We start from the raw sequence: 15,543 nt of genomic DNA, 5'->3' as shown, positions 1-15,543 counted from the left end.
AGAAGTGCTGTGGCTCGATCTTTCATACGGCATCGGCCGCATTGCGAACCTGTGAGCTGAACTTCGCTGCCGCAGTCCTTGCATGCAAAGCGGGCTGGTTCCCCGGCGCATCCTGCGCAAACCGCCAGACCCGCCTCGTCACGGAATGCGAGAACTCTGATGTGGTGGCAGCGGGGACACGCTGTCGCCGATCGTCGGATCCGGGAGTAGCAAGGGTTGCAGATCGTGCCTCCCAAGAGTTCGTACCCGCTGGTGATGGCCCGGCTGCAGAGATGGCACTCCAAACCATCTGGGATCATGTTGGGCGGCGGATCCGAGCCGGCACGGGACGGAGGTCTCCGATTGAATGACTCTCCGGGGCGGTGGTGCCAGTGGTTCCAGTTCGGAACACGTCGGCAGCAGCTGTGGCCGGTTTGATCTGGATCAAGTCGTTGGGAGTACAGCTGAGGATCTGGCAGAGCCCGGCGAGGACCTCGATATTCAATCGTGCTGGGGTTTTGGTGACCAGGCGAAAGACTTGCTCCCGTGAAAGCTGAATGCCGACATCTTGAAGAGGGCCGACCAGGTCGGTGGTGTGAAACATGCCCGCTGCAGCCATGAGTTCACGCAAGCGCCAGGAAATCGGTGATTGGTCGTCAGCTGTGCGCATTCTGGTCTCCATACACTCGGGAAAGGGCCCGGGCGATCACCCGGTTCTTATAGTCGCTGCCCACCGAAGTGTAGATCGCGGTGGTTGAGGCATATAGGTGGCCGACTTGGTCTTGGACAAACTTTTCCGAGTAGCCCCACTCGATCAAATTTGTCACATAGCTGTGGCGTAGGGAATGCAGGCTGAGTTCTTTGGGCAGTCCAGCACCGTCACGGATCTCGGCAAATCTGTCATCAAGGTATCTGAGGGAGACACGGGTTCCTCGTTCGGTGGGCCATAGTGCGCCGCGGCGTTCATTGGTCACGCGCATCCGACCCATCTCGACCCACTGCCGCAACCCATCAATAGCCCAGTCGAACTCAGGCAGGGCCAAAATTGTTCGTCGGCGCGGTCCGGAACCATTGGACCCCTTACCCCACCGGACATCCAAGGACCCGTAGTGCCCGAAGCGTGGGGATGCCGGGTTTGGGCGAAGATCAGCAATATCGAGACCCACGGCTTCAGCCCTTCGGAGACCAAACGCATAAACAGTCTTGAAAATCTGGGTGTCTCGCAGAGCAGCCAAGGCCCCTTTCTTGCCAGACTGGACTATGGACTCCACACGCCCATCGGCATGGCCAAAGAAGCTATCAAGTTCGTCGTACGTCAGGGCTCGTCGCTCCGGCCGGCCCTCATAGTCGGCAATATGCGCCGTGGTGTTCCACTCATGGCAAATCTGTTGTGGGGCACACCCGAAGCGTTTCTGGCACTGGGCAATCCAGTCATATCGGGTGTCAGTGATGAAAGCGCAAAAGACCCGGATTCTTGCCTGGTAGGCGCGGATCGTCGATTTCGCCAGCCTCCCATCCCCTGAGCTGCAGTGCACGGTGAAGTCCTCAACATCCCCGGGAATCCATTGCCAGGGCAACTTGTCACAGTAGTTTGCAAAACGGCGAATAAATAGAATCCTCGATGTCACGGTACTGGCTGCCAACCCCCTGCTGACTTGCTGGTCATGCCAACCGGAGAGCATCGCGTCAAAGACAAACTCACCCTCGTGAAGGGGGTGAACGTTGTCCAGTAACTGCAAAAGCGGACTCGGCGGGCGAGTGCCATCAACCATGGCTCATGGTTGCATTAAATGCATCATTGATGCAATCAGTTTGAGGAAATTTATGAGGAAACGGCGAGAATGAACTCGCCTCAGATGCGGTGCCTAAATGTGCCTCGTCCTCGGGGCTTCTTCGGTTGAACGGCTTCCCTGACTGCCGCGACAGAGCGCAAACGAGGGTGAATCCACAATTATCCGGCTTTATCCAGAATTCTGGATAAAGCCGGTCGGTGTCTAGCTTTGGGCGCCAAGGTCTAGTTCGTTTGCCAGGGCGGAGACGCGGTTGTTGATGTCGTCGCGGACCAGGCGCATGCGTTCCATGCCTTCGATTCCGCGGGCGGAGGGTTCGTCGGTGTCCCAGTTGCGGATTTCGATTCCGGGAACCGGGTCCACGACTGCTTCGCTGCCGAGGGTGATGATGAGGCCCACGTTGGCGAGCATGTCGGAGGTGATGGGCTTGGTGTGCTCGGCGGAGATGTCGATGCCGAGTTCGGCCAGGGATTCCACGGACTGGGCGTTCAACGCTGTGCCGGGTTTGGTGCCGGCGGTGTAGACGGTGACGGTGTCGCCTGCGAGGTGGCGCATGAGTCCGCCGGCCATCTGGGATTTGCCGCCGTTCTTCACACATACGAACAAGACGCCTGGTTTGGTGATCATGGGGGTGGTTCTGCTTTCAGCCGTGGGAGTGGAAGTGGCGTTGCACTTCGGGGGAAGGGATGCCCAGGACCGGGATGGCCTGAGTGGTGAGGAGGCGGTGGATGAGGGATCCGGAGACGAGTTCATCAACTTTGGCCATGAATCCCGGGCGTCGGGCGCCGATGATGATGGTCGAGGCTCCGACCGCTGCAGCCATTCGGCCCAAGGCCAGGGCGGGGTCCCCGCCAATGATCCGCAACGACCAGTCCACGTCATGGCCTGCCGCTGCGGTGGTGAGGGATTCCTTGATCTGGGCTGCGGCTATGGAGGTTTCATCCTCTGGTTCCAGGATGGGGTCCAGGGAGATTGGCAGGACCCTGTTCCCTGGTGTCCATTCGATCAGGTAGCTGGCGGGGTCCACGAAGGCCGCGATGAGCGGCGCGGACTGGCTGTGGGCCAGTTCCAGGGCCCGGGCACACACGGTCGGGTCCTGGTCGGGGATGACCCCGACAATGACCGGTGAACCATTGAATCCTGCCCTGGCTGCTTGCTCGCTCATCGCGGTCTCTTTTCTAGTGGTCCTCGCTGGTGGTGAGGTCGGTGAGGAATTCACGGACCAGCAGGTCGATCTCGTCCCGGATTTCCTTGGCCCCTGCCAGGTCCTTGGTTGCAGGATCTTCGATCTTCCAATCAAGGTACTGCTTGCCGGGGTAGATCGGGCACGAATCCCCGCATCCCATGGTGATCACGACGTCGGCTGCCCGCACCACATCGTCGGTCAGGGGCTTGGGGAACTCCTCTGACAGGTCGATGCCGACCTCGGCCATGGCCGCCACGACCGAGGGTTCCAGATCGGCCGCTGGTGCGGATCCGGCGGAGCGGACGTGCACGGCACCTTGGGCGTGCTTGTTCAACAACGCGGCTGCCATTTGGGAGCGGCCGGCATTGTGCACGCACACGAACAGGACTTCGGGCACGTCGTGGGCGATGGCACCCTTGGACTGGGCCAAGGCCCTGAGCCGGTCGGCCGCGAACCTGGCGGTGGTGGCTGCCAGGTAGGTGTGGATCCGCGAGGTCCTGGCCAGGGCCGTGTAGGACTCGAAAACGTAGCGTTCGACGGTTTCAGCGGCGAAGATGCCGGTGAATTTCTGGGTCAGGTCTTCGCTGATGCGCCCCAAGACGGCGGTGTCGTCCGTGAGGCCTGTCAGTACGCTCTTGCGGTGCTCGGTCATGGCTGGCTCATTTTCCTTTAGTCGGTGAGTGTGGCGGATCGGCCGTGGGCCAATCCGGTGGGGATGCCGATCAGCACTGGTTCCGGGGCGGCGCAGCATGATGATGCGGCCTCCACCGTGTCCGGTGCGGTCTCGGATGGGGTGCCGCAGCCGCCCGAGGCCGGCTGGTCAAGCATCACCAGCTCGGGTGTGCCACAGCACGAATCAGCAGCCTCGCTTTGTTCTGCGCCGGACACGGCTGGGAGGTCGCAGCTGCCACCAAGATCGGTGGAGCAGACACCGGTTTCGGGCAGTTCCAGGTGAACCTGGTCGGCGGCTTCCTGGTCCCCGGCGAGGGCGGCGACGATGGAGCGCACCTGCTCGTAACCGGTGGCCATCAAGAAGGTCGGTGCCCGGCCGTAGGACTTCATCCCGGCAATGTAGAAATCCTTGTCCGGGTGGGCCAAGACCTTGGCGCCATGGGCCGGGACGGTCCCGCAGGAATGGAACTCGGGATCAATCATGGGGCCCAGGTCCCGGGGTGCTTCCACAATCGGGTCCAGCTCCAACCGGATTTCACGCAGGATGTCCAGATCGGGGCGGAACCCGGTGGCGGGAATCAACAGGTCCACATCCAAGGTCACGTCGCCGTTCGGGGTGGAACCGGTGACGGCCAGTCCCAGGTCCGTGGTGGCGAAGGAGGTGGTGGTGAAGGAGGTGTGCAGTTCAATGTGGCCGTCTTCGACGAGCTTGCGCAGGCGGGTGCCGAGCTGGCCGCGGGCCGGCAGGCCATCAAGGTCCCCGCCACCGTACAGGCGGGAAGCGTCAGCCCCGCGCACGGCCCAGGTGATCCGGGTCCCGGGCTCGTTCTTGGCCAGCTGGCCCAGGGAGATAAGGGTGTTGGCGGCGGAGTGGCCTGCACCGATGACCAGCACGTGCTTGCCGGTGAAGCGGTCACGGTCAACCCCGGTGACATCAGCCAAGGGACCGGTGATCAAGCCAGCAGCGATGGCCTCGACCTCGCCGGGCGCGGGCAAGCCAGCCTGGCCCAGCGGGTTGGGCTGGGCCCAGGTGCCGGAGGCATCGATCACGGCCCGCACATGGTGATCCGTCACGGTCCCGTCAATGTTGGTGACACGGACCAGGAAAGGCTGCTCATCGCGGCCACGGGAGTGGGTCTTGTCCATGCCGACCCGGCTCACGGCCGTCACGGTGGAGGACAGGTGCAGTGCGTCCGCGATGGCGGGGGTCGCAGCCAGGGGGGTGAGGTATTCGTCCACGAGCTCGGCACCGTAGGGCAGGGCGGTCAGGCGCGGTTCGGTCCACCCGGCCGGTTCGAGCAGGCGGCGTGAGGCGGGGTCGATGTTGTGCTCCCAGGAGGAGAACAGACGGATGTGGCCCCATGCCTTGATGGCCGCACCAACGTGGTCGCCCTTTTCGAAGATGAGCGGTGTGAGCCCGCGTTCGATCAAGTTCGCGGCGGTGGCCAGGCCGATCGGGCCGGCACCGATGATGGCAACGGGCAGGTCGTTTCGTGGGGTCGTCATGTTCGTGGTTCTCCTTGGAATATTCACAGTTAGTTTCGTATGGGTGGGTGCCCTGCCAGGTACGTGCCCTGGCAGGGCGGTGGAGGGTGGTTAGCAGCAGCCGGTGTCGTTGGTGCAGCAACCGGTCTCGGTGCAGCAGTTCTCATCCATGGCTTTCACCTCCCTCCATTGTGGTGACTAGGCGGGCACAGGGACGGCCAAGTGGGCCGCGGTGCTGCTGTGGCGGTCATCGATTTCAGCGAGGTAGCTCTTGGCGTCCAGGCCGGCGGCGGCCCCGGTTCCCGCTGCGGTGATGGCTTGCCGGTACCGGGAGTCAACGGCGTCACCACAGGCAAACACGCCCTCGAGATTCGTGTGCGTCGTTGGTGCCTGAACCCGGATGTACCCGTTCTCGTCCAAATCGACCTGCCCGGCCACCAACTCGGTGCGGGGCAGGTGGCCGATGGCAACAAAGACACCCGTAACTGCCAGGTCCTGTTCGGTGCCGGTGATGGTGTCGCGCACGGTGACACCGGAAACCTTGCCCTCACCCTGAATGGCGGTGACGGCGCTGTTGTACATGATGCGGATCTTCGGGTTCTCCATGGCCCGTTGCGCCATGATCTTCGAGGCCCGGAGCTCATCACGACGCACGATCAAGGTCACGGACTTCGCGAAGCGGGTCAAAAACGTCGCTTCCTCCATGGCTGAGTCGCCCCCGCCGACCACGACGATGTCGTGCTCGCGGAAGAAGAACCCGTCGCAGGTGGCGCACATCGACAGGCCGTGGCCGAGGAACTTCTTCTCTTCCGGCAGGCCAAGCTCCTTGTAGGCGGAGCCGGTGGCCAGGATGATCGCCGTGGCCTCGTAACTGTCGCCCGCCGCGGTGGTCACCGTCTTGACGGGCCCGGTCAGGGTGGCGGCGGTGACGTCATCGAAGATGATGCGGGCGCCGAAGCGTTCGGCTTGTTCTTGGAGGTTATCCATCAACTCCGGGCCCTGGATGCCGGCAGGGAAGCCGGGGAAGTTCTCGACTTCGGTGGTGTTCATCAGCGCGCCGCCGGCGGTGACGGCGCCGGCGATGACCAGCGGCGCATGCCCGGCCCGGGCGGCGTAGATCGCGGCCGTGTACCCGGCGGGGCCTGAGCCGATGATGATGATTTGTTCAGTCATGACAGGTGCAGTCCTTGGCTAGGCGGTGGGGAGGAGTTCGGCGATGAGGGCCTGGATGCGGGCCTTGATGTCGTCCCGGATCGGGCGGACGGCGTCCACGCCCTGCCCGGCCGGGTCTTCAAGTTCCCAGTCCTCGTAGCGCTTGCCGGGGAAGAACGGGCAAGTATCCCCGCAGCCCATGGTGATCACGACGTCGGATTCCTTCACGGCCTCGGTGGTGAGGACCTTGGGGATCTCGGTGGACATGTCGATGCCCTCCTCCGCCATGGCGGCCACGGCGGCCGGGTTGATCGAAGCGGCCGGTGCGGAGCCGGCGGAGCGGACCTCAATGGCCCCGTTGGAGAGGGTGGTCAGGTAGGCCGCGGCCATCTGGGAGCGGCCGGCGTTGTGCACGCAGACGAACAGGACGGAGGGCTTCTTGGCGGTTTCGGTGGTGCTCATGAGTTCATGCTCCTCAAGGAAATGACGGGGAATTTGGGATCAAACTGACAGGGGCTGGCTGGTGAAGAATCGTTTGCGGGCCCACAGGGCCACGTAAACCAGGGCAACCAGGACGGGAACCTCGATGAGGGGTCCGACGACGCCGGCCAGGGCCTGGCCGCTGGTGACGCCGAAGGTGCCGATTGCGACGGCGATGGCGAGCTCGAAGTTGTTGCCCGAGGCGGTGAAGGCCAGGGTGGTGGTCTTGGCGTAGCCCAGGTTCAGGATGCGGCCGATGACCATGCCGGCGGTGAAGACGACGATGAAGTAGACCAGCAGGGGCAGCGCAATCCGGGCCACATCCATCGGGTTGGAGGTGATGGCATCGCCCTGGAGGGCGAACAGCAGCACGATCGTGAACAGCAGGCCGTACAGGGCCCACGGGCCCAGCTTGGGTAGGAACTTACCTTCGTACCAGTCACGGCCCTTGGCCTTTTCGCCCAGGGTGCGGGTCAGGAACCCCGCCAACAGCGGGATGCCGAGGAAGATCAGCACCGAGGCGGTGATGGCCCAGAAGGAGAAGTCGGCGCTGGTGGTGGGAAGGCCCAGCCAGCCCGGCAGGATCTGGAGGTAGAACCAGCCCAGGACGCCGAAGGCGAAGACCTGGAAGACGGAGTTGATGAGCACCAGCACCGTGGCGGCTTCGCGGTCCCCGCAGGCCAGATCGTTCCAGATCATGACCATGGCGATGCAGCGGGCCAGGCCCACAATGATCAACCCAGTGCGGTACTCGGGAAGATCGGGCACAAAGATCCAGGCGAGGGCAAACATGAACGCCGGCGCCGCCACCCAGTTGATGATCAGTGAGGTGATCATCAGTTTGCGGTCCGCCAGGACCCGGCCGGTCTCGTTGTAGCGGACCTTCGCCAGAACCGGGTACATCATCACCAGCAGGCCGATCGCAATGGGCAGGGACACCGAGCCGATCTTCACCGCGTCCAATGCGGTGTTCAGGCCCGGAACAAACTTACCCAACAACAGGCCAACAGCCATCGCGGCAATGATCCAGACCGGCAGGAACCGGTCCAAGGTGGAGAGCTTGCCCATGACGGCGGCCTCTCCAGAGGCAGGGGGTGTGGTGGTCGTGGTACTCACAAGGCTCCTAGGGGATCCAGCTAAGATTGATGACTGTCGATATAAGAAGTATTGAGGGTTACATCGACAATTGTCAATATCTTGGCATAATGGGTACATGAACACTGCATTAACGATGGAAACAACGACCGAGCAAGTCTGCTGCGCACCCAGCGACCGGCCCGTGCTCAACGCCGCTGATGCCCAGGATTCCGCCCGGATTCTCAAGGCACTCTCGGATCCGAACCGGCTGCGGTTGCTCTCCATCGTCAAAGCCGGCGACGGCGGCGAGGCCTGCGTATGTGACCTCACCGAACCCCTGGACCTAGGCCAGCCCACCGTCTCGCACCATTTGAAGATCTTGGTGGACGCCGGACTCCTGGAGCGCGAAAAGCGCGGCACTTGGGCCTACTACTCCCTAGTCCCCGGTGCCCTCGAAAAGGCCGCCACGATTATCACCGGCCTGTGACCGCGCATCAAGGCGGGGGCGTGCAGATCCGCCTCATGACTGACGCTGACTGGGACGCTGTCCAGGACATTTATGCCCAGGGAATCGCCACCGGCAACCCCACCTTTGAAGAGCACGTGCCGGCGAAAGCTGACTTTCTGTCCGCAAGGATCCCCGAGCTCCGCATCGTCGCTGAAGACACCAGTGGGGCCGTTGTGGGCTGGGCTGCAGCATCGCCCACCTCAGCCAGGGCGGTCTACCGTGGCGTCATCGAGCACTCTGTGTACATTGACCAGGCTAAGGCAGGCAGGGGCATCGCCACCCAACTCCTGCGGGAACTGATTACGCGCGCCCGGGTCAATGGCTACTGGACAATTCAATCCGGGATTTTCGCGGAAAACACCGCCAGCCGGGCCCTCCACAGCAAAGCAGGATTCAGGGAGATCGGCCACCGCGAACGCGTCGCTCATATGACCTACGGGCCCTACGCCGGCATTTGGCGGGACACAATCTTGGTCGAACAACGCTTGTGAGGTGGGCGCGCACCGCCACTCACATTTGCGCTGACTCGGAGCCGCCAAACCAATCCGCGATTTAACCGCCAAGCGAAGCTAACAGTCACACCCGGCGGATTTCACGTTGCGCGCCGGTGGTTGGGCGAGTGCAGGCACGGTGAGTGTTAGACCGGTGTGGTGATGGTGCCGGCGAGGTTTTGTAGTTGGTAGATCCACATCATCCAGACGCCAGTGACCATCATGATGCCGACAAGAATTAATAGGGCTCCGCCGACGATGTTGAAAATGCGAATATGCCGACGAATGAATCCGAGCGTCTTACTGACCCAATTCAGGCCCAAGGCCACGAGGACGAATGGGATACCAAGGCCCAGGCAGTACAGGAACCCTAGCAATGCCCCGCGCCAGGGATTGCCTGTGGTGGTACTAAGTGCCAGGACAGCACTGAGGGTGGGACCCATGCAGGGAGTCCACCCCAGGCCAAATACGATCCCGAGGAGTGGTGCTCCGGCAATGCCGGTACGCGGCTTGAACGACAGCTTCCGGGTTGTCTGCAGGAAGGAGAATCCTCCAACCAAGACCAATCCCATGAGTACAACAAAGATGCCAAGGGTTTGAATTAAGGTACCTTGCCACCGTTGGAGCCATCCGCCGATCATGCCAAAGGCGGCACCGTAAAGAGTGAATACCGCAGCGAAGCCGAGTATGAAGAGTCCGACTCCCGCAAGGACTCGACGCCGGTTGTCAGGTTTTGTTGGGTCCGTCAACCCTGAAACGTAGCCCAAATAGCCCGGGACGAGGGGAAGAATGCATGGGGAGATGAACGACACGACCCCGGCGATCATGGCCAATGGCATCGCCATCAGCAGCGCGCCGGACTGCACCATCTCGGCGAAATACCCGCCAATACTCATCAAGGTCCCCTTATTTAGGATTGTGCCTGGTTGCGCGTCCTGTTACGGACGCTCCCCGATATTACAGGCAACAGTCGATAACATCCGAATTAGGGGATAACATCGTCTTATGACGATAAAACTTGATAGGTCACTGGATGCGTGTGGGCACCTTGACCCTGCTGCAGCGTTGTTTCATTCCCTGAGCGATCCGACCAGGTTGTCGATTGTGAAGAGGATGGCCGGCGGTGAGGTTCGCGTTGGCGACATTACGAACGAACTGGGGTTGGCACAGTCCACGGTTTCGGCCCATGTAGCCTGCCTTCGTGACTGTGGCCTTGTGGAGGGGAGGATGCAGGGACGAAGCGTGTATTACTCCCTCTCCCGCCCTGAATTGATGGACATGCTTGCCCAGGCCGAGATTCTGCTTGCTGCCACTGGCAATGCGGTGAGCTTGTGCCCGAACTTTGGCGTTGATTCCCTCAGTGCCACCCAGCCAAGCCAGGAGGCTGCACAATGAGCGACGCCTGTGGATGCAGCGACGACGAGCCGAAGTCCGGCGGATCAGAAGAGACTGAGGAAGCCACCGGATTCTGGCAGGTGACTGAAGTTCGTGCGGCCGCCGTGGCCGGTGTGCTGCTGCTGGCGGCGTGGATCACCTCGCTGGCGGGTGGCCCCGGCTTTGTGACGCTGCCGCTGGAACTCGGCGCATTGTTGGTTGCTGCCTGGACGTTTGTTCCCTCCACGCTCCGACGTCTATTTAAGGGAAAGATCGGCGTAGGTACGCTGATGACCATTGCCGCAGTCGGTGCCGTGGCCTTGGGTCAGTTCGAGGAAGCGGCCATGCTGGCCTTCCTCTATGCGATTTCGGAGGGATTGGAAGAATATTCGCTGGCCAAAACCCGGCGCGGGTTGCGGGCCTTGTTGGATTTGGTTCCGGCCGAGGCCAGGGTCCTGCGCAATGGAATCGAAGCCACGGTGTCGCCTTCTGTCTTGGTCCCAGGGGACCGGATGGTTGTGCGGCCCGGGGAACGCTTGGCCACAGACGGGAGGATTGTCACCGGACGCACCTCCCTGGACACCTCGGCACTGACCGGCGAATCCGTCCCGGTCGAGGTCGGTCCCGGCTCCGAGGTCTACGCCGGTTCCATCAACGGCACCGGTCCGCTGGAGGTGGAGGTCACCAGCACCGCAGAGAACAACTCGCTGGCCAAGATCGTGCACATCGTTGAAGCCGAGCAATCTCGCAAGGGCCCAGGCCAGCGACTGGCTGACTCCATCGCCAAGAAACTGGTCCCCGGCATCCTGATTGCCGCAGCCCTGATCATCGTCTTCGGGTTCATCGTTGGGGAACCGGCCTTGTGGTTCGAACGCGCACTGGTTGTCCTGGTTGCGGCCTCGCCCTGCGCGCTGGCTATCTCCGTACCCGTGACCGTTGTGGCCTCCGTTGGGGCTGCCAGTCGGATCGGGGTGCTCATCAAGGGCGGCGGCGCCCTGGAAACTCTGGGCAAGATCCGCACCATCGCCCTGGACAAGACCGGAACACTGACACGGAACAAGCCTTCAGTGATCGAGGTTGTTGGCACCAGCTCCGTGACGCGGGACCAGGTTCTTGCCCTCGCAGCGGGGCTGGAAGCCCGCAGCGAACACCCGCTGGCCCGCGCCATCCTCGCCTCGACCACCGACCGGGCATCGGTCACCGACGTGGACACGATTCCCGGGGCGGGCCTAGAGGGCCGACTCGACGGGCGTCTTGTTCGACTTGGCCGCCCGGGCTGGATTAATGCTGGTGCCTTGTCCGGCGACATTGAGCGGATGCAGCATGCAGGGGCCACCGCCGTACTTATCGAGGACGACGGGCAAGTCATCGGAGCCATCGGTGTCCGCGATGAACTGCGCCCCGAGGCCCGTGAGGTCATCGCCAAGCTCACCGCGGCCGGATACACCACGGCCATGCTCACCGGTGACAACGTCATTACCGCAACAGCCCTGGGCAAGGCAGCGGGCATTACCGAAGTCCACGCCGACCTGCGCCCGGAGGACAAGGCAGAGATCATCCGCACCCTCCAAACCCGTCAGCCCACCGCGATGGTTGGCGACGGAGTCAATGACGCGCCCGCCTTGGCCACGGCCGACTCAGGAATCGCGATGGGAGCCATGGGTACCGATGTGGCCATCGAAACCGCGGATATTGCACTGATGGGTGAGGACCTGAACCACCTACCCCAGGTACTGGACCACGCACGCAACACACGGCGCATTATGCTCCAGAACGTGGGCTTGTCCCTGTTGCTGATTGCCGCACTCATCCCCTTGGCTCTCTTTGGTGTCCTCGGCTTGGCCGCGGTAGTCCTTATCCACGAATTGGCAGAAATTGTGGTAATTGCCAACGGCGTCCGGGCCGGCCGGATCAGTGGCAAGACCACACTGAAAAGCACACAGCCGGTGCCGTCCTTGGAGCCGGCAGCTTGAGCGCCCAGGCCCTGGAGGCAGCCGCCCCCGGGAAGCGGCGGATACGCGTGATCAGGATCGGCATGCTGCTTTGCGCCGCAGTCCTGGTTGCCGTGGATCTTGCCATCAAGACAATGGCCGAAGCTTTGCTATCCGACGGTTCAACGACCGACCTTGGTCTGATCAATTTCCGATTGCTCTACAACCCAGGCGTCGCGTTTAGCTTTGGTGCGGATCTTCCTGCCGGGGTCGTTATCGCGGTCACCGGGCTGATCATCACCGCCCTAATTTGGTATGCGGTTGCTTCAGCACCGGCTATGAGCAAGTTTTCCAGAACAGGGGCGACATTGTTGATCGGTGGTGCACTCGGCAATTTCATTGACCGGCTGGACGGGCACGGTGTGGTGGACTACCTGCACACCGGATGGTTCGCCACCTTCAATCTGGCCGATGTATTCGTCACCGTCGGAGTGCTTCTCTATGCTATCGGTACCCTTCGTGCCGCCCCTTCACGGACCGCTGCTGAAGAATAATACCTACTCCCCGAGCGACTACGTATCGTCCACACATGCCCCAATTCTGCACCGAGACGTAGACAGGGTGGAACCCTCCAGCGCCGTGATTGGCCCATCAATTTCTGAAGATAGGACAGGATCTGAGCGCTATGGTCTTCAGAGGGCTGTATGTGTTTTTTTTGAGGGTCGGCCGTGGACACTCTGCAGCAACAGGGTTAACATTCATTTCACCACCAGTTGTTTGGCCCCGAGGCTTGGGTGATATGGCTGATGAAAAAGGGAAACTGTGGTCCCACGTGTAAAGACTGATTCGAAAATTATTCGTGTGCAATCGGGGGCAACCGCCTTCTATTCCCACTGATCTGATTTAGGAGAGGTTGAGATGAAAACGAATCCGCATCAGAGTAAAACCGAGGAAGATGCTCCACTGCAGATGCCACAGATCGTTTGTTCGGCTTGCTGTACATCGGAGCATCTGATCATCGAATCCATCGAGTCACTGGTGCCTCGGAGAGACGGGGGGATTGCAGTGGAATATAGCTGTGGTATCTGCGAGTCCTTCTACGCTCATGAGGCATCCGTGCAGGATGTGGCCAGCTTCCTTGCGGAAGGCGATGAGATACCCGGCGTTTTGAGGTTCGGAAGGTACTACATACATTGCGGTGAGCCGATGGAAGAAGGCGACATGAAAATATCCGGCGTGGGTGTCGATGAAGACGAAGTGACTGGTTTGCACTACGTCCGTATTCCTTCAGTTGTTCTGCGGTGTCGTTGCGGATTTCAAATAGCCATACCAAACTAGTGCCCTATCCGCTGATCAGCCCTCTGTTGTCTTGTGGTGCTATGAATTTCATGACTTTCCCATGAGTAAGGATGGAAGTAGGTGCATGAAATGTTGACATTTGGGATTGAGGAAGAGTTCGTTCTTCTTGACCGCGCTACACTGGTGCCCGTTCCGATCGCGGCCGATATTCAACGGGGACTTGCAACCTTCGGCTTTGGACCTGACATCGTTCACAGTGAGTTTCTTCGGTGTCAGGTGGAGTATTGCTCGCCGGTGTTGATGCAGTTTGACGAGGCCGCTCAAGCGTTGTGGGACTTCAGGTCTGTTTTGGCTGCATGCGCTGAGGAATACGGTGCGGTAGTAGCCGGTGTCGGCACTTCCTTTATGAATCCAGTGCGTCCAATGGTGACCGAGAATAGTAGGTATAGGGAAATTGCAGAATGCATTGGCCTTCTGGCATCGGAGCATTATATTAATGGGCTCCATATCCATGTGGGGGTCCCAAGCCGGGAGGCAGGGATAGTTTCCTTGAATTTCTTGCGCCGCTGGCTTCCGACGGTTCTGGCGATGTCAGCTAACTCACCGTATTGGTGTGGGCAGGACACCGGTTTTTCCAGCTGGCGTGCAATCCAATATCGGCGCTGGAGCACTGCAGGGTGTCCGCCCGAATTCGTCGATCCTACTGATTATGATCAAAGGATCCAAGCCCTGATAGGCATGGGGATCACCCCTGATGAGGGGTCCATTTCATGGTCGGCTCGGCTTTCTGCCCGTCATCCTACTGTGGAAGTTCGGGTCGCAGATGCTCAGCTCAATCCTTCCACCACGCTGCTGTTAGCACTTCTCATCCGTGCCATAGTTCTCACATCGATGGCACATCCCGGGACAGTAAAGCCAGGCCAGGACCCTGAGCTATTGGACGCGGCGCTATGGCACGCGGCGCGGTACGGCCTGTCTGCCCAACTGGTACATCCGTTGCATCACAGTCTGATGCCAGCGTCGGAAGCGGTTCAGTCTTTGCTCGATACTATGCAGCAGGCATTAGAAGTGTCGGGAGACCTTGCCATTGTCACCGCTTTGACCGAACAGTTACTTCTGGTCGGTACAGGGCCCGATCGGCAACGCCTTGCCTTCAACACTGCAGGTCAAAAGGGGCTTGCCTCGTTTCTGGCCAAGGCCGTCAGGAGCGAATCATCGGCTCATCTTCCCGTCGCCGGTCATCTCGGGCCTAATGATCCCAGACCGATGGAGTCTGACTCTTTAAGTTGACGGGCACCTTGCCTAAGCCCAAACCAACAGCATTGGCCATCCAATGGACCAATTCTTAACGACTAGTCGTTGACGGGGGACCTTACCCTGTAGTTCCTGTAGCTTCGTGGGCTGCTCCGACGGGCTTGGATTCGGGGGACCCGCGTTGACGCAGGTAAATGGAGAGCACCACCATGGATCCAACTGCGAGGAATTCTGATTGCCAGTTCTGCAGTGTGCGATTCCAGAACTCGGGAGACAGAACATATTGGCCCCATGTCAGGGTGTCTTGTAGATCTTGAACTTGTTTTTCGTTATAGGCACTGACGCCGGCCACAGATTGGGCAAACCAGGACAGAAAGAATATCGAACCCATGACGAGTACGAGGGAGTTGGCGAAAACCTGATGGCGCCAGCCTGACAATTTCGCCCAGGCGGGGGAGCGCGAGGTTGCATAGTCTCCCGTGAGTTGCTCTTTGTCGGTCTCGGGCCCAATCTTGTCCAGTTCTTTGGATTCCGGAGAGCCTTTTTGTACTAGCCAGACGGTGGCCACAATGTAGAGCAGGAACTGCAAATACTCAGATTGCCAGTTCTCGGCTACATCTACCCCGAAGCTGGCAGACGTTACATACTGTCCTAAGCTGACGGTGGGAAAGCCGGCTGAGAGTTGTTCTTCGTTGTACAGCGCATGGCCGGTAAGTGCTTGGCCTAGGAGAGCCAGCAGAAAAATCAGGCCAAAGAATAAACCCAAACCATTCTCGCGCAATGTTTTTTTCATGGCATGTCCTAACTCTGTGAAAAGCCGACCACTAGGATGAATATCAGGCCTAGGGCAATGACGAGCAGATAT

Annotated in this window: 18 protein-coding genes; 7 read left to right on the top strand and 11 right to left on the bottom strand. The window is 60.5% G+C overall.

Annotation, left to right across the window (positions count from 1 at the left end; translation table 11 throughout):
• Positions 1-295 precede the first annotated feature (295 nt).
• The 9 genes from AB0P14_RS08230 to arsB form a co-directional block, all read right to left on the bottom strand.
• Positions 296-649, bottom strand: a complete 354-nt coding sequence (locus AB0P14_RS08230; RefSeq protein ID WP_218714145.1) for a helix-turn-helix transcriptional regulator — start codon at positions 647-649, stop codon at positions 296-298.
• Entirely contained in the window at positions 636-1,751 is a 1,116-nt protein-coding gene (locus AB0P14_RS08225) for a tyrosine-type recombinase/integrase (RefSeq protein WP_363840184.1), read from the bottom strand. The genes AB0P14_RS08230 and AB0P14_RS08225 overlap by 14 nt, the downstream gene beginning before the upstream one ends.
• 222 nt (positions 1,752-1,973) lie before the next feature.
• Entirely contained in the window at positions 1,974-2,396 is a 423-nt protein-coding gene (locus tag AB0P14_RS08220; protein ID WP_218712541.1) for a low molecular weight phosphatase family protein, read from the bottom strand.
• Positions 2,397-2,412: 16 nt separating this feature from the next.
• Positions 2,413-2,934 carry a universal stress protein gene (locus AB0P14_RS08215; RefSeq protein WP_363840181.1) on the bottom strand — a complete coding sequence of 174 codons (522 nt, stop codon included), beginning with the start codon at positions 2,932-2,934 and terminating at the stop codon, positions 2,413-2,415.
• A 13-nt stretch (positions 2,935-2,947) separates the two neighbouring features.
• On the bottom strand, positions 2,948-3,607 hold the full coding sequence (locus AB0P14_RS08210) for an arsenate reductase ArsC (protein ID WP_218712539.1): 660 nt from the start codon (positions 3,605-3,607) through the stop codon (positions 2,948-2,950).
• Between the two features lie 17 nt (positions 3,608-3,624).
• Entirely contained in the window at positions 3,625-5,133 is a 1,509-nt protein-coding gene (locus AB0P14_RS08205) for an FAD-dependent oxidoreductase (RefSeq protein ID WP_363840178.1), read from the bottom strand.
• Positions 5,134-5,310: 177 nt separating this feature from the next.
• The gene (gene trxB, locus AB0P14_RS08200) at positions 5,311-6,285 is read right to left on the bottom strand and encodes a thioredoxin-disulfide reductase (RefSeq protein ID WP_218712537.1); all 975 of its coding nucleotides are present in this window, start codon (positions 6,283-6,285) and stop codon (positions 5,311-5,313) included.
• 18 nt (positions 6,286-6,303) lie between these two features.
• Positions 6,304-6,726 carry an arsenate reductase ArsC gene (locus AB0P14_RS08195; RefSeq protein WP_218712536.1) on the bottom strand — a complete coding sequence of 141 codons (423 nt, stop codon included), beginning with the start codon at positions 6,724-6,726 and terminating at the stop codon, positions 6,304-6,306.
• A gap of 39 nt (positions 6,727-6,765) precedes the next feature.
• Complete coding sequence (gene arsB / locus AB0P14_RS08190; protein WP_363840470.1) at positions 6,766-7,812, bottom strand: ACR3 family arsenite efflux transporter; 1,047 nt, start codon at positions 7,810-7,812, stop codon at positions 6,766-6,768.
• Between the two features lie 145 nt (positions 7,813-7,957).
• Between arsB and AB0P14_RS08185 the strand changes: the two genes are divergently transcribed.
• On the top strand, positions 7,958-8,308 hold the full coding sequence (locus AB0P14_RS08185) for a metalloregulator ArsR/SmtB family transcription factor (protein WP_218712535.1): 351 nt from the start codon (positions 7,958-7,960) through the stop codon (positions 8,306-8,308).
• Positions 8,305-8,820, top strand: coding sequence for an N-acetyltransferase family protein (locus tag AB0P14_RS08180; RefSeq protein ID WP_363840173.1), 516 nt, complete (start codon positions 8,305-8,307; stop codon positions 8,818-8,820). Before AB0P14_RS08185 ends, AB0P14_RS08180 begins: the two co-directional genes overlap by 4 nt.
• Before the next feature lie 146 nt (positions 8,821-8,966).
• Here AB0P14_RS08180 and AB0P14_RS08175 read toward each other — a convergent pair whose 3' ends face one another.
• Positions 8,967-9,716 (bottom strand): cytochrome c biogenesis CcdA family protein, encoded by a 750-nt coding sequence (locus AB0P14_RS08175; protein WP_218712533.1) that lies wholly within the window; start codon positions 9,714-9,716, stop codon positions 8,967-8,969.
• Between the two features lie 109 nt (positions 9,717-9,825).
• Between AB0P14_RS08175 and AB0P14_RS08170 the strand changes: the two genes are divergently transcribed.
• The 5 genes from AB0P14_RS08170 to AB0P14_RS08150 all read left to right on the top strand — a co-directional run bounded on the left by AB0P14_RS08170 (position 9,826) and on the right by AB0P14_RS08150 (position 14,714).
• A complete protein-coding gene (locus AB0P14_RS08170) occupies positions 9,826-10,215 on the top strand; it encodes a metalloregulator ArsR/SmtB family transcription factor (RefSeq protein ID WP_218712532.1) in 390 nt (129 codons plus the stop codon).
• A complete protein-coding gene (locus AB0P14_RS08165; RefSeq protein ID WP_363840170.1) occupies positions 10,212-12,167 on the top strand; it encodes a cation-translocating P-type ATPase in 1,956 nt (651 codons plus the stop codon). The genes AB0P14_RS08170 and AB0P14_RS08165 overlap by 4 nt, the downstream gene beginning before the upstream one ends.
• Positions 12,164-12,679: a signal peptidase II gene (gene lspA, locus AB0P14_RS08160; protein ID WP_306300004.1), complete on the top strand. Its 516-nt coding sequence runs from the start codon at positions 12,164-12,166 to the stop codon at positions 12,677-12,679. Before AB0P14_RS08165 ends, lspA begins: the two co-directional genes overlap by 4 nt.
• 364 nt (positions 12,680-13,043) lie before the next feature.
• A complete protein-coding gene (locus AB0P14_RS08155) occupies positions 13,044-13,463 on the top strand; it encodes a hypothetical protein (protein WP_363840167.1) in 420 nt (139 codons plus the stop codon).
• Between the two features lie 90 nt (positions 13,464-13,553).
• A complete protein-coding gene (locus AB0P14_RS08150) occupies positions 13,554-14,714 on the top strand; it encodes a glutamate--cysteine ligase (RefSeq protein ID WP_363840467.1) in 1,161 nt (386 codons plus the stop codon).
• Between the two features lie 82 nt (positions 14,715-14,796).
• Here AB0P14_RS08150 and AB0P14_RS08145 read toward each other — a convergent pair whose 3' ends face one another.
• Positions 14,797-15,471: a DUF6766 family protein gene (locus AB0P14_RS08145; protein ID WP_253596394.1), complete on the bottom strand. Its 675-nt coding sequence runs from the start codon at positions 15,469-15,471 to the stop codon at positions 14,797-14,799.
• Positions 15,472-15,543: the final 72 nt, after the last annotated feature.

This window comes from Specibacter sp. NPDC078709, assembly GCF_040686795.1.
Lineage (GTDB): Bacteria > Actinomycetota > Actinomycetes > Actinomycetales > Micrococcaceae > Specibacter.
This window is presented reverse-complemented; position numbering and strand designations above follow the sequence as displayed.

Bases quoted from the DNA above. Each gene is read 5' to 3' on its own strand.
- AB0P14_RS08230 (WP_218714145.1), bottom strand. From the start codon at position 649: ATGCGCACAGCTGACGACCAATCACCGATTTCCTGGCGCTTGCGTGAA.
- AB0P14_RS08225 (WP_363840184.1), bottom strand. From the start codon at position 1,751: ATGGTTGATGGCACTCGCCCGCCGAGTCCGCTTTTGCAGTTACTGGAC.
- AB0P14_RS08220 (WP_218712541.1), bottom strand. From the start codon at position 2,396: ATGATCACCAAACCAGGCGTCTTGTTCGTATGTGTGAAGAACGGCGGC.
- AB0P14_RS08215 (WP_363840181.1), bottom strand. From the start codon at position 2,934: ATGAGCGAGCAAGCAGCCAGGGCAGGATTCAATGGTTCACCGGTCATT.
- AB0P14_RS08210 (WP_218712539.1), bottom strand. From the start codon at position 3,607: ATGACCGAGCACCGCAAGAGCGTACTGACAGGCCTCACGGACGACACC.
- AB0P14_RS08205 (WP_363840178.1), bottom strand. From the start codon at position 5,133: ATGACGACCCCACGAAACGACCTGCCCGTTGCCATCATCGGTGCCGGC.
- trxB (WP_218712537.1), bottom strand. From the start codon at position 6,285: ATGACTGAACAAATCATCATCATCGGCTCAGGCCCCGCCGGGTACACG.
- AB0P14_RS08195 (WP_218712536.1), bottom strand. From the start codon at position 6,726: ATGAGCACCACCGAAACCGCCAAGAAGCCCTCCGTCCTGTTCGTCTGC.
- arsB (WP_363840470.1), bottom strand. From the start codon at position 7,812: ATGGGCAAGCTCTCCACCTTGGACCGGTTCCTGCCGGTCTGGATCATT.
- AB0P14_RS08185 (WP_218712535.1), top strand. From the start codon at position 7,958: ATGAACACTGCATTAACGATGGAAACAACGACCGAGCAAGTCTGCTGC.
- AB0P14_RS08175 (WP_218712533.1), bottom strand. From the start codon at position 9,716: ATGAGTATTGGCGGGTATTTCGCCGAGATGGTGCAGTCCGGCGCGCTG.
- AB0P14_RS08170 (WP_218712532.1), top strand. From the start codon at position 9,826: ATGACGATAAAACTTGATAGGTCACTGGATGCGTGTGGGCACCTTGAC.
- AB0P14_RS08165 (WP_363840170.1), top strand. From the start codon at position 10,212: ATGAGCGACGCCTGTGGATGCAGCGACGACGAGCCGAAGTCCGGCGGA.
- AB0P14_RS08155 (WP_363840167.1), top strand. From the start codon at position 13,044: ATGAAAACGAATCCGCATCAGAGTAAAACCGAGGAAGATGCTCCACTG.
- AB0P14_RS08150 (WP_363840467.1), top strand. From the start codon at position 13,554: ATGTTGACATTTGGGATTGAGGAAGAGTTCGTTCTTCTTGACCGCGCT.
- AB0P14_RS08145 (WP_253596394.1), bottom strand. From the start codon at position 15,471: ATGAAAAAAACATTGCGCGAGAATGGTTTGGGTTTATTCTTTGGCCTG.